Genomic DNA, 12,727 nt, shown 5'->3' on the forward strand with positions numbered 1-12,727 from the left:
GGCCCGCCGTCAGAGCCAGTTGCGGCGCTTGAAGACCGTGTAGAGCGCCACACAGACGGCGCCCATCAGCACGATGGCGAACGGATACCCGAACGCCCAGTGCGTTTCCGGCATGAAGTCGAAGTTCATCCCGTACACGGTGCCGACCAGGGTGGGGGCGAAGAGGATGGCCGCCCAGGCGGAGATCTTCTTGACCTCCTCGCCCTGCTGGATGCTGGCCTCGGTCATCCGCGCCATCTCCGCGTTCTGGGCCTGGGTGACCAGGGTCGAGTTGACGACCAGGATGTTCTGCAACATCTGGCGGAAGGAGGAGATGCGCTCGGTGACGGTGATCGCGTGGTCGGCCGCGTCGCGCAGGTAGCTCTGCAGCTCGTCGGTCACCCCGTACTTGCGGGCTCCCGCGATGAACCCGTGGATCATCCCGACCAGCGGCGCCGTGGCCCGCTGGAACTCGATCACCTCGCCCGACAGCTCGTACACGCGCCGCGACACCGACGGGTCGCCGCCGAACACCTGGACCTCGATCTCCTCGATGTCCTTCTGCAGCCCGGCCACCACCGGCGCGTACCCGTCGACCACGGCGTCGAGGATGGCGTACAGGACGGCCTGCGGGCCCTGCCGCAGCAGCTCGGGGTCGGACTCCATGCGCTTGCGGACGGCCTGGAGGTCGGGGGCCTCGGCGTGGCGTACGGTGATCACGAAGTTGGGGCCGACGAAGACGTGCACCTCGCCGAACGCCACCTCCTCCACGTCGTCCAGGTAGCGCGCGGCGCGCAGCACGACGAACAGCGTGTCGCCGTACCGGTCGGCCTTGGGGCGCTGGGAGCCGACGATGGCGTCCTCCAGCGCCAGCTCGTGCAGCTCGAACTCCTCGCCGAGCTTGACCAGCTCCCACTCCTTCGGACGGTACAGCCCGATCCAGGCCATGGCGTCCGGCATCTGCTTGAGGCGCTCGAAGGCGTCGGCGAGCGAGCCGGGGTTGTCGACCCGCTCGCCGTTCCGGTAGATCGCGTTGTCGATGACCGTGGGCCGGTAGGGGCGCTCCTCGGCGGCGCGCGGGTCCATCGAGTGCTCGGGAGCCTCCTCGCGGGCGTCCCCGCTGCGCCTGAACCCCTTCACCCTGGCCATCGCCCCTCCCGATAACGACTACGACGGACGCAGCTCGTCGAGCTGCTGTGCCGCGCGGTCCCTGATGGTCTTGCGCCACAACGGTGTCCATCCGAACAAAAGCCCATGTGGCCTGCCAAGTGCCATTTTCGACCATCGCCGGAAATCGAAGTCGTCGTGATGGCGAACAATGAGGTCGTCCTCGAACCTGAAGAACGAGTCGATCTCGTTGACCACCTCGCGGCCCGTGCGGTGGAAGGTGTAGCGGGAGGTCCAGTGAGCGGTCGCGGTGAAGTCGTCGGCCCTCACGTCGCGGTACGCCGACTTCAACCCGTCACGCACGCCGAGCTGGAGCCGCCACATCCGCATCACCCTGTCGCGCCCCTCGACCTCCTGGAAGATGGGATCGCCGAAACTGACCTCGGGGTGGTAACAGCGCTCCATGGCCACGTAGTCCGCCCGGCCGAGAGCGTCGTAGAAGGCGCTGATGAGCGCCACGTGCCGATCGTTCACCCCTCTATCAGATCACGGCCGCCCCGTTGCCCCGGCACGTGGCGGCCCCATCGCGCGAACGGAGCCCCCGCGAGCGGCCCGGGTTCCACGAGGAAGACCCTTTACCGCCGCCGGGCCGTGAGTTGACCGGCTAGGGTTCTCCTCGATGGACAAGTTCTGGGCCCACCTGATCAAGGTTCAGCCTGACCCCGACCCCTGGGTCGTGGTGGTCTCGGCTCTCCTCGCGCTGGTCATCGTCGGTTTCCGCATGCCCTGGCAGGTGTCCAGGGGGCTGATCACGATCGCCCACGAAGGCGGTCACGCGCTGATGGCGCTGCTCACCCGGCGCAAGCTGGAAGGCATCCGCCTGCACTCCGACACCTCCGGCGTAACGCTGACCAGGGGCAGGCCCACCGGGCCCGGCATGGTGCTGACCGCGCTCGCGGGCTACCTGGCGCCCCCGCTGCTCGGGCTCGGCGCCGCCTGGCTGACCGAGCAGGGCCGCGTCACGCTGCTGGTCTGGGGCGTGCTGCTGCTCCTGGTCTGCATGCTGCTGCTGATCCGCAACCTGTACGGGGCGCTGATCCTCCTGGTGACGGGCGGCGCGGTGTTCGCCCTGATCATGTACGCGCCGGCGGACATCCAGCAGGTCGTGGCCCTGGTCGCGGTGTGGTTCCTGCTGTTCGGCGGGATCAGGCCGATCATCGAGCTGCAGCACAAGCGGCGCCGCCGGCAGGCCAGGGACTCCGACGCCGACCAGCTCGCCAGGCTGACGTTCCTGCCCGGCGGGTTCTACGTGTTCTTCTTCCTGCTCGTGTCGGTGACGTCCGTGCTGTTCGGCGCGTACCTCATGAACCCCCTCTAGTCCCGATATTTCGCACTAAACTCCTCAGCAACAGGGGGAGAGTGGAGTGCTGCCAGTCGAGGACGCACCCGGGTACCGGGTACTCGATCAGGCGGGCCAGGGCGGATTCGCCGTCGTGTACCGCGCCTACCAGGAGCGCCTCGATCGGGTCGTGGCGCTGAAGGTGCTGTCCGTGGACCGGGTGGACCAGCGCACGATGCGCAGGTTCCAGCGCGAGCTGCAGCTCACCGGCCGCCTCACCGGCCACCCGAACGTCGTGACCGTCTTCGACACCGGCGTGACGCGCTCCGGCAAGCCGTACATCGCGATGGACTTCTTCGGGAACGGCTCGCTGCGCGACAAGATCCGCAAGGAGGGGCCGCTCCCGCTGCCCGACGTACTGCGGGCGGGCGTCAAGCTGGCCGGCGCGCTGGCCGCCGTGCACGAGGCCGGGGTCCTGCACGGCGACATCAAGCCGCAGAACATCCTCATCTCCCGGTACGGCGAGCTCGCGATCGCCGACTTCGGCGTGGCCAGGGTCGTGGACTCCTCGGAGATCTCGGTCACCTCGCAGGCGTTCACCCCGCTGCACGCCGCCCCCGAGGTGCTCACCGGCCGGCCCCACTCGGCCTCCACCGACATCTACTCGCTCGGCTCGACCCTCTACCACCTGCTGGCCGGCCAGCCCGCCTTCCACAACCCGTCCGACCCGTCGATCGCGCCGCTGATGTACCGGGTGCTCAGCCTCGACCCGCCGCCGATCAACCGGCCGGACGTGCCCGCGGCGGTGTTCGAGACGATCCTGCGGGCGATGTCCAAGCAGCCGGAGACGCGGTACGGGTCCGCGCGCGAGCTCGCCCGGCACCTCCAGGCGCTGCAGGCGGAACTCGGCCTCCCGGTCACGGACCTGGTCGGCCAGGATCCCGCCCCGGCCCCACGCCAGGACCCCGGCCCGGCGACGCCCCCGGCTCCGCGCCACGACTTCGGCGCCCCTCAGCCTCCGCCGGCGAGCACCGGCTTCCCGAGCACCGGACTCCCGAGCACCGGACTCCCGAGCACCGGCCACCACCTGCCGCCCGCACCGCCCCAGGCGGGCCCGCCCCATCTCGCCGGCCCGGCGCCGCATCCTCCCACCGGCGCGCACCCGGGCGCGCACCCAGGCGCGCAGGGCATCGGCTACCCGGGCCCGCACTCGCCCGCCCAGCACGCTCCCGGCCACCCGGCCCCGGGACACCAGCCGACCGGCGAGCTCGCCCCGCCCGCTCCCACGATGCCCCCGGCCGGCGGCGCCTCCCGCACCGGCAGGATGATCCTGATCGGCGGCGCGGCGGCGGCCGTGGTCGTGGCCGGCACCGCCCTGGCCGTCCACCTCTCGACGCAGCCACCCGCCACGAGCACCACGACCACCCCGACCACCACGACCCACCGGCCCAGGACCGGCACCGCCGACCAGGAGCCCATCGGCAAGAAGCAGGTGGCCGCCCTGGCCCCCCGCCAGGTCAAGGTGACCGCCGACCAGGGCGAGCTGGTGGAGCTGCGCTGGTCGCTGCCCGCGGGCGCCCGCGACTACCCGGTGGTCGTCCAGCGCTCCCCGGTCGAGAAGGGCGGGCAGGCCATCACGCCCCTGTCGCAGGGCGCCACCTCGACCCGCCTCGCCGGCCTCGACCCGGACAGCGGCTACTGCTTCCTGGTGGGCGTCCCGCTGCGGATCTCGGAGACCTCCACGGTCGCCTGGTCGAAGCCGGCCTGCATCAGGGGCGCCGTGGCGCGGTCAACCCAGTAGCTTGCGGGCCGCCTGCTCGATCTCCTCCTCCGACAGCAGCACGTGATCGGCCGCCTTCCCCAGAGGGATGAAGCTGTCGGACGAGGTCACCCGCCCGACCGCCCCGGTGAACCCGGCGTCGAGCAGCTCGGCCACGATCCCTTCCGAGACGCCGCCGCTGTGCCGGGTCTCGTCGGCGATCAGCACGTTCCCGGTCAGCTCGGCCGCCCGCAGCAGGTCGTCGATCGGCAGCGGCGCCAGCCAGCGCAGGTCGAGCACCCGGCACCCGTACCCCTCCTGGGTCAGCCGCACCGCCGCCCGCAGGCTCATCCGCACCCCGTTGCCGAACGTCACGATCGTCAGGTCGCGCCCGTCGCCGTAGGAGCGCGCCCGCCCGATCGGCACGTGCGTCTCCGCCCAGCGCGCGGGCGGAGCGTACGGCGCCAGCCACCCGCCGTCGCCCTCGTCGAACAGGTCACGCGTGTGGTAGAGCGCGATCGGCTCCAGGAACACGCAGACGGACCCCGAGGTGCGCGCCGCCGCCAGGCACGTGCGCAGCATGGCCGAGGCGTCGTCGGGCCGGGCGGGCGAGGCGATGACCAGCCCGGGGATGTCACGCAGCGCGCCCACCGCGTTGTCGTTGTGGAAGTGCCCGCCGAACCCCTTCTGGTAGGCGTACGAGGCCACCCGCACCACCATCGGGTTGGTGTACGCGCCACGCGAGAAGAACGACAGCGTGGCCGCCTCCCCGCGGATCTGGTCGAGCGCGTTGTGCAGGTAGGCGAGATACTGGATCTCGGGCACCGGCAGCAGCTTCGACACGCCCGACCCGAGCGCCAGCCCCAGGACGGCCTGCTCGTCGAGCAGCGTGTCGAACACCCGTCCCGCCCCGAACCGCTTCTGCAGCCCGCGCGTCACGCCGTACACGCCGCCCTTCTTGGCGACGTCCTCGCCGAACACCGTCATCTCCGGATAGACGGCCAGCGCGTCGGCGAGCGTGCGGTTGACGGCCTGGGAGAGCGTCATCGGCTTGTCGTTCTCCGGCAACGATCCGGCGAACGCCTTCTCCCTGACCGCCGCCGTGGCCGCCATCGGGCTGATCCTGGCGATCAGGTCCGGCTTGCGCGGCGCGATCGGCTCCATGATCTCCTTGGCCGAGCTCAGCCGCGGGCTGCGCGCCGTCTCCTCGGCGATCCTCAGGACGTGCTCGCGCGCCATCTCGTACGCCTTGAGCAGCTCGTCCGGCGTGATCAGCCCCGCCTCCACCATCAGGGCGGCGGTGCGCACCAGCGGATCGCGGTCCAGGTCCGCCCTGATCTCCCGCTGCGTGCGGTACGCCGACTCGACGTCGGAACCGGCGTGCCCCATGAGCCGCACGGTCGACAGGTGCAGGAAGACCGGCGATCGCCGCTCGCGCACGTGCCGGACGGCCTCGACGGCGGCGTCGTACGCGGCGGGCAGGTCGCAGCCGTCGGCGGCGATGTACTCGATGCCGGGCCGCCGGGCGGCCGCCTCCACCCAGCCCTTGGGGGTACGCACGCTGATGCCGATGCCGTTGTCCTCGCACACGAACAGCAGCGGCAGCGCCTGCCCCTGGTAGGTGGCGTAGGAGGCGGTGTTGAGACCGGACAGGGCGCTGGCGTGGTTGATGGAGGCGTCGCCGAAGCTGCACACCGCGATGGCGTCCTGCGGCCACGCGAAGGGCACGCCCAGCGCGCGGGCGCGCTCGATGGCGAACGCCACGCCGACCGCCCTGGGCAGGTGGCTGGCGATCGTGGAGGTCTGGGGGATGACGGCCAGGTCGGGATGGCCGAACACCTTGTGCCGGCCGCCCGCGATGGGCTCGTCCGCGGCGGCGGTCAGGCCCTTCAGCACGTCGCGGATGCCCTGCTCGGGGACCCGCCCGGCCTGCTCGGACCTGGTCAGGTAGAAGGCGCCGGAGCGGTAGTGCAGCAGCGCAGGGTCGGTGGGCCGCAGGGCGGCGGCGACGGCCGCGTTGCCCTCGTGGCCGGCCGAGCCGATCGTGTAGTGACCCTCGTCGCGCTCGCGCAGCCAGCGGGCCGCGATGTCGAGCAGCCGGCTGTCGAGCTGGCGCCTGAACAGCGACCTGCACTGCTCCCCGGTCAGGGACGTGCCCTCGCGGACCGGCAGCCCCGGATCTCGGGCCGGGCCCGCCTCGAGCGTCGAAACCGTCTCGATGAAGTGAGTCTCAACTGTGTCGCGCGCCACAGCATCGATTATGTCCCTGATCGGCCCTGACGTCTGCCGGACGCCGGCGACAGGTTGTGGACCGCTCCTTTTGACCCTGACTGATAACTGTTTGTCAGAAATCACAACTTCACCGGCGGCATGCACGTCTACTGGTAGAGCACACGTGGCACCCTCAATGCCGCGTTGGACCAATGGGGTCTCCAGAAAGGAACCCGCATGTTACAACGCATCCGTGTCGCCGCCCTAGCCTTCGTACTGGGCGTCTCAGGGACGATGGCCCTGGCCACGCCCGCGGCGTCGGCGGCCCCCACCCCCACCATCACCAAGGTCGAGCTCAGCCCGGCCGCGCCCGTCGTGGTCTTCGACAGCGATGTCAGCGTCACGTTCACGTTCACCACGACGAACGCGACCACGGCTGGTCTCAAGCTCAACGGTGACACCGTCAACGTCACGTCCACGGCCGTCACGGGCGGGCTGAAGTGGACGGGCACCAAGTCCTTCGGCGCCGGAGCCGCCGGCAAGTGGAACTACGCCGCCACCGCCTCAGGCGAGGGCGGCTCGGTCACCCAGTCCGGCTCGTTCGACGTCGTCAAGGCGCTCACCACCAAGATCGGCGACCTCGACGCCAGCCCGGACCTCGTCGACAAGGGCGACACCATCCGGGTCACCGGCCGCCTCCTCGCCGACGGCGACGGCTACGCCGGCCAGAGCGTGTCCATCACCTTCCGCGAGCGCGGCTCGGACACCTACCGCGAGGCCGCCAAGGTGACGACCGGCCGCGGCGGCTGGTTCGGCGCCCGCGTCCAGGCCAACGCCACCGGCTGGTGGCGCGCCGAGTTCGCGGCCACCGGCACCGCCAGGGCCTCCGTCAGCGACGCCGACAGGGTGGACGTCAGGCGCGCCAGCCTCGGCAGCCGCATCGCCGGCTTCGACGCCGGCCCCGAGCCGGTGGACAAGGGCGACAGGCTGTCCTTCTCCGGCGCCCTGCGCGTCGAGGGCCGCGGCGGCCTGCCCGGCCAGCGCGTGTCGATCTTCTTCAAGGCCGACGGCTCCAGCCGCTGGGAGTACGTCACCAGCGACGTGACCGGCCGCCACGGCCGCTTCGGCGCCTCCGCCGAAGCCGTCACCTCAGGCTGGTGGCGTGCCGAGTACCGCGGCACGCGAGGCGTCAACGGCTCGGTCAGCAGGCCCGACTGGGTGAAGGTGAACCAGCCCGCCCCGCCGCCGGCGGAGAAGGCGGACACCCGGCTGGTCAAGTTCAACGCCTACCCGGAGCCGGTCAAGCGCGGCAAGTACCTGAGGTTCAGGGGTCTGCTGCAGATCGACGACGAAGGCTCGTGGGAGGGCTACTCGGCCAAGGTGGCGCTGTTCTTCAAGCCGCTGGGCTCGAAGAAGTGGCAGTTCGTGAAGACGACCTCGTCCGGTGACAGCGGGCGGCTCTACACGAAGGCCAAGGCCTGGAAGTCGGGACACTGGAAGTTCGTGTTCGGCGGCGACGGGGACACCTACGGCGATCACAGCCGTACGGACTACGTCCGCGTGAAGCGCTGACCACCTGAACACCGCGACGAGGCCCGGGGCACCTGCCCCGGGCCTCGTTCTACTCGGCCTTGCGGAACTGCAGGACCGCCACCCCCAGCAACACCACCCCCAGCCCCGCCACGATCCCCAGCTCAAGTCCGACCGGCACCTGGAAGCCGAACCACCGCACCCCGGGATTGAGCATCGCCTCGGCCGCCGCCGGCACGTCCAGGTACGCGAACACGGCCTGCCGCATCGGGTCCACCGCGTACGTCATCGGGTTCACCACGGTCAGCACGTGCAGCCACGAGGGCAGGTTGGCCAGCGGGAACATGGCCCCCGACAGGAACATCATCGGCATGATCGCCATCTGCATCAGCCCGAAGAAGGTCTGTATGTTCTTCATCCGGGCGGCCAGCGTCACCCCGAAGGCCGTGATGGTGAACGCCGCCAGGAACATCTCCAGCAGCAGCGTGACGATCAGGCCGGGCGCGTACGGCACGCCCACCAGCCCCGCCATCGCCAGGATGACGATGCCCTGCCCGACGGCCACGACGGCCCCGCCCAGGCACTTGCCGATCACGATCGCCCCCCGCGACACGGGCGCGACCAGCATCTCCCGCAGGAAGCCGAACTCGCGGTCCCACACGATGGACCCGGCCGAGAACATGGCCGTCATGATCACGGTCATGGAGATCATGCCGGGGTACATGAAGGTGCGGTAGTCGACCCCGGGGATCGACCCCTGTACCAGCGACCCCAGCCCCGTCCCCATGACGAACAGCCACAGCACGGGCTGCACGAGCATCGACAACATCCGGGTGCGGTCGTTGACGAAGCGCAGCATCTCGCGGTGCAGCACGATCTTGACGGCCCGGAGGTCGTGCCCGGCGCCGCGGGCCGGCACCCGGACGCCGATGGCCTCTGACGCCATGACTATCGCCTCGCCATCGCTCTCATCCACGCCATGGTGTCGTCGCCCGCCTCGGCGTCGCGGATCGTGGAGCCGGTGTAGGACATGAACACGTCGTCGAGCGACGGCCGCGACACGCTCACCGACTTGATCGGGATGCCGAGCTCGGCGAAGAGCCGCGGCACGAACTGCTCGCCGGACGCCACCGCGAACGTCACCGCGCCCTCGTGCACGGCCGCCTCCAGCCCGAACCGCTCCCGCAGCGCCTCGATCGCCGCGGGGTCGTCGGGGGTCTGGATCTGTACGCGGTCCTTGCCGACGCCCGCCTTGAGCGCCTCGGGGGAGTCGATGACCACGACCCGGCCGTGGTCGATGATCGCGATCCGGTCGCAGTACTCGGCCTCGTCCATGTAGTGCGTGGTCATGAAGATGGTGATGTCCTCCATGAGCCGCAACTGGTTGATGTATCCCCAGATGGCCGAGCGGGTCTGCGGGTCGAGGCCGACGGTGGGCTCGTCGAGGAACAGCACGCGGGGCGAGTGCAGCAGCCCGCGCGCGATCTCCAGCCGCCGTTTCATGCCGCCCGAGAACGTCATGACCTTGGCGTCCTTGCGGTCCCACAGCGCGACCATCTCCATCACCTTGCGGATCCGGTCGTGCACCGCGCCCTTCGGCACGCCGTACAGCTCGGCGTGGAAGCGCAGGTTCTGCTGGGCGCTGAGGTAGCCGTCGAGGGTGGGGTCCTGGAAGACCAGGCCGATGTTCCTGCGTACCTGGTCGCGCTCCTTGACCACGTCGTGACCGGCGACCGTGGCGCTGCCGCCCGTGGGGTTCACCAGGGTGCAGAGCATGCTGATGGTGGTGGTCTTGCCGGCGCCGTTCGGGCCGAGGAACCCGAACACCTCACCGGGACGCACCTCGAAGTCGACGCCCTTGACGGCCTCGACCTTCCCGTACGCCTTCCGTAATCCGCGTACGGACACCGCGGCGTCCGCGGGCATCTAGTCCTCCGCGAGGATCTGGAAGACGGACCTGCGTGTCTGCTTGATCAGCTTTCTGGCCTCGGCGAGCTGCCGCTCGCTGCCCGTCCGCACCAGGTGGCTGAAGGTCTCGTCGAGCTGGGCCCACAGCAGGCGCAGCTCGTGGTGGTCGTCGGGGACCGTGCGGGCGACCTCCTCCCAGGGCGCCTCGTCGGCATGCCTGGCGGCCTGCGCGCGGCCCTGCTCGGTCAGCCGGTATCTCCGGCTCCCGCCCGACTCGTCCCCGGTCACCAGCCCTTCGTCCTCGAGCTGCTGCAACGCCGGGTAGACCGATCCCGGGCTGGGCCGCCACACCCCGCGGCTGCGCTCCTCGATGTCCTGGATCATCTGGTAGCCGTTCCGCGGCCCCTCGTGGAGCAGGGCCAGCAGGGCCGCTCTGACGTCGCCGCGGCGGATCCGGGGCGGGGGCTGCTGCCAGTGGACGACGTGGTGCGGCGGCGCGGGCGCGCCGGGCGGGAAGGGCATCGCCACCGGCCCCGGTGGAGGGAAGGGGGGCGGCGGGGGCGGGGGAGCGTCCCAGAACTCGTGATGGTCGCGCATGATCGCCTCCAACTATCGAGATATGCTGACGATATATCTAGATATTTGAGTCGACAAGGCGACGACGTTAAGTTAACGAGCCTTAACGAACACATGCGGCGATGGCCGCGCGCGCCATCGCGTGCAGCATGGGGCGCATGTCCTGCGCGGGCAGCTCGCCCGCGCTGTGCGGGGTCGAGTTGAGCAGGCCGAACACCGCGTGCGTGGCCGCCCGCAGCCGTGCCGCGGGGCACTCCGGATGCAGCTCGGCCAGCACCGTCACCCACTCCTCGACGTAGAGCCGCTGCAGCCGCCTGATCTGCCGGCGCGCCGGCTCGGGCACGTTGCCCAGCTCCCTGTCGTGCACGGTGATCAGCGCCGGATGGTCCGTCGCGAAGGTGATCTGCACGTCGAGCAGCGCGTCCAGCGTCTCGTCCGGGCCGGCGGAGCCGGTCACGACCGTGATGGCCGACTCGCGCAGCCGCGAGCTGACGTCGAGCAGCATCTCCGACAGCAGCGCGTCCTTGCCGTCGAAGTGCCGGTAGAGCGCGGGCCCCGAGACGCCGACCGCGGCGCCGATGTCCTCGATCGACACGCCGTGGAAACCACGGGCCGCGAACAGCCGGGCGGCCGCCTCCAGGATCTCCGCGCGCCTGTTGCGCCGGCTGCGGGTAGGGGTGTCAGAGGCGGTGGTCACGTCTCACATGCTAGACGATGACGTTAATGATGACTAACATCTGGAGCCATGAGGAGCGACTGGCCGGTGCTGAAGACGGCTGTGGAGCCCGGGAGCGAGGCGTACAAGCACAACGCCGAGCTCAACGAGCGGCTCGCCGCCGAGCTGCTCGAACGCCTCGCGGTCGCCGCGCTCGGCGGCCCCGAGCGGTCGCGGCGGCGGCACGTGGAGCGCGGCAAGCTGCTGCCGCGCGAGCGCGTCGACGGCCTGCTCGACCCCGGCTCCCGCTTCCTGGAGCTGTCGCCGCTGGCCGCGAACGGCCTCTACGACGACCAGGCCCCGGCCGCGGGCATCATCACCGGCGTCGGCCGCGTCTCCGGCCGCGAATGCGTGATCGTCGCCAACGACGCCACCGTCAAGGGCGGCACGTACTACCCGATCACGGTCAAGAAGCACCTGCGCGCGCAGGAGGTGGCGCTGCACAACCGCCTGCCCTGCGTCTACCTCGTGGACTCCGGTGGAGCGTTCCTGCCCCGGCAGGACGAGGTGTTCCCCGACCGCGAGCACTTCGGCCGCATCTTCTACAACCAGGCCACGATGTCCGCGCGCGGCATCCCGCAGATCGCCGCCGTGCTCGGCTCCTGCACGGCCGGCGGCGCGTACGTGCCCGCCATGAGCGACGAGGCGGTCATCGTCCGCGGCCAGGGCACGATCTTCCTGGGCGGCCCGCCGCTGGTGAAGGCGGCCACCGGCGAGGAGGTCACGGCCGAGGAGCTGGGCGGCGGCGACCTGCACGCGCGCGTCAGCGGCGTCACCGATCACCTGGCCGAGGACGACGCGCACGCGCTGGCCATCGTCCGCGACATCGTCTCCACGCTGGCCCCGCGCGCCGAGCGGCCCTGGCGGACGATCGCGCCGGAGCCGCCCGCCCACGACCCCCGCGACCTGTACGGGCTGGTGCCCGCCGACACCCGCCAGCCGTACGACGTGCGTGAGGTGATCGCCAGGATCGTCGACGGCTCGCGCTTCCTTGAGTTCAAGGCCGAGTACGGATCGACGCTCGTCACCGGCTTCGCCCACGTCCACGGGCACCCGGTGGGCATCCTGGCCAACAACGGCATCCTGTTCAGCGAGTCGGCGATGAAGGGCGCGCACTTCATCGAGCTGTGCGACCAGCGCCGCATCCCCCTGCTGTTCCTGCAGAACATCAGCGGCTTCATGGTCGGCAAGGCGTACGAGGCGGGCGGCATCGCCAAGCACGGCGCCAAGATGGTGACGGCGGTGGCGTGCGCCCGGGTGCCCAAGTTCACGGTGGTGATCGGCGGGTCGTTCGGGGCCGGCAACTACGCGATGGCGGGGCGGGCGTACTCGCCCAGGTTCCTGTGGATGTGGCCGAACGCCCGCATCTCGGTCATGGGCGGCGAGCAGGCCGCGAACGTCCTCACCACGGTCGGCGACGCCGACCCCGACGCGATCAGGGCCCAGTACGAGCACCAGGGCAACCCCTACTACTCCACGGCCAGGCTCTGGGACGACGGCGTGATCGACCCGCTCGACACCCGCACGGTCCTGGGCCTGGCGCTGTCCGCGGCGGCCAACGCGCCGCTCGAGCCCGCCGGTTACGGCGTCTTCCGGATGTGAC

11 protein-coding genes are annotated in these 12,727 nt (G+C 70.7%); 4 read left to right on the forward strand and 7 right to left on the reverse strand.

Annotated elements, in window-relative coordinates:
* Positions 1-9 precede the first annotated feature (9 nt).
* A complete protein-coding gene (locus AB0I79_RS09255) occupies positions 10-1,128 on the reverse strand; it encodes a magnesium and cobalt transport protein CorA (RefSeq protein ID WP_357869209.1) in 1,119 nt (372 codons plus the stop codon).
* Between the two features lie 18 nt (positions 1,129-1,146).
* Positions 1,147-1,620, reverse strand: a complete 474-nt coding sequence (locus AB0I79_RS09260; RefSeq protein WP_357869212.1) for a nuclear transport factor 2 family protein — start codon at positions 1,618-1,620, stop codon at positions 1,147-1,149.
* A gap of 145 nt (positions 1,621-1,765) precedes the next feature.
* Between AB0I79_RS09260 and AB0I79_RS09265 the strand changes: the two genes are divergently transcribed.
* Together AB0I79_RS09265 and AB0I79_RS09270 are read left to right on the forward strand one after the other, a co-directional pair.
* Positions 1,766-2,464 (forward strand): M50 family metallopeptidase, encoded by a 699-nt coding sequence (locus AB0I79_RS09265; protein WP_357869214.1) that lies wholly within the window; start codon positions 1,766-1,768, stop codon positions 2,462-2,464.
* A gap of 46 nt (positions 2,465-2,510) precedes the next feature.
* Complete coding sequence (locus AB0I79_RS09270) at positions 2,511-4,226, forward strand: protein kinase (protein WP_357869217.1); 1,716 nt, start codon at positions 2,511-2,513, stop codon at positions 4,224-4,226.
* Here AB0I79_RS09270 and AB0I79_RS09275 read toward each other — a convergent pair.
* Entirely contained in the window at positions 4,215-6,434 is a 2,220-nt protein-coding gene (locus AB0I79_RS09275; protein ID WP_357869220.1) for a thiamine pyrophosphate-dependent enzyme, read from the reverse strand. The genes AB0I79_RS09270 and AB0I79_RS09275 overlap by 12 nt on opposite strands.
* A 198-nt stretch (positions 6,435-6,632) precedes the next feature.
* On the opposite strand from AB0I79_RS09275, the gene AB0I79_RS09280 reads away from it, so the two are divergent.
* Positions 6,633-7,967: a hypothetical protein gene (locus AB0I79_RS09280; protein ID WP_357869223.1), complete on the forward strand. Its 1,335-nt coding sequence runs from the start codon at positions 6,633-6,635 to the stop codon at positions 7,965-7,967.
* Positions 7,968-8,016: 49 nt separating this feature from the next.
* Here AB0I79_RS09280 and AB0I79_RS09285 read toward each other — a convergent pair whose 3' ends face one another.
* The 4 genes from AB0I79_RS09285 to AB0I79_RS09300 all read right to left on the reverse strand — a co-directional run bounded on the left by AB0I79_RS09285 (position 8,017) and on the right by AB0I79_RS09300 (position 11,106).
* Positions 8,017-8,871, reverse strand: a complete 855-nt coding sequence (locus AB0I79_RS09285; protein ID WP_357869226.1) for an ABC transporter permease — start codon at positions 8,869-8,871, stop codon at positions 8,017-8,019.
* Between the two features lie 2 nt (positions 8,872-8,873).
* Complete coding sequence (locus tag AB0I79_RS09290; RefSeq protein WP_357869229.1) at positions 8,874-9,851, reverse strand: ATP-binding cassette domain-containing protein; 978 nt, start codon at positions 9,849-9,851, stop codon at positions 8,874-8,876.
* A complete protein-coding gene (locus AB0I79_RS09295) occupies positions 9,852-10,430 on the reverse strand; it encodes a PadR family transcriptional regulator (protein WP_357869232.1) in 579 nt (192 codons plus the stop codon).
* An 82-nt stretch (positions 10,431-10,512) separates the two neighbouring features.
* The gene (locus tag AB0I79_RS09300) at positions 10,513-11,106 is read right to left on the reverse strand and encodes a TetR/AcrR family transcriptional regulator (RefSeq protein ID WP_357869235.1); all 594 of its coding nucleotides are present in this window, start codon (positions 11,104-11,106) and stop codon (positions 10,513-10,515) included.
* Positions 11,107-11,154: 48 nt separating this feature from the next.
* On the opposite strand from AB0I79_RS09300, the gene AB0I79_RS09305 reads away from it, so the two are divergent.
* Complete coding sequence (locus AB0I79_RS09305; RefSeq protein ID WP_357869238.1) at positions 11,155-12,726, forward strand: carboxyl transferase domain-containing protein; 1,572 nt, start codon at positions 11,155-11,157, stop codon at positions 12,724-12,726.
* Position 12,727 lies beyond the last annotated feature (1 nt).

Origin of the sequence: Nonomuraea sp. NPDC050202, assembly GCF_040656115.1 — a bacterium.
GTDB lineage: Bacteria > Actinomycetota > Actinomycetes > Streptosporangiales > Streptosporangiaceae > Nonomuraea.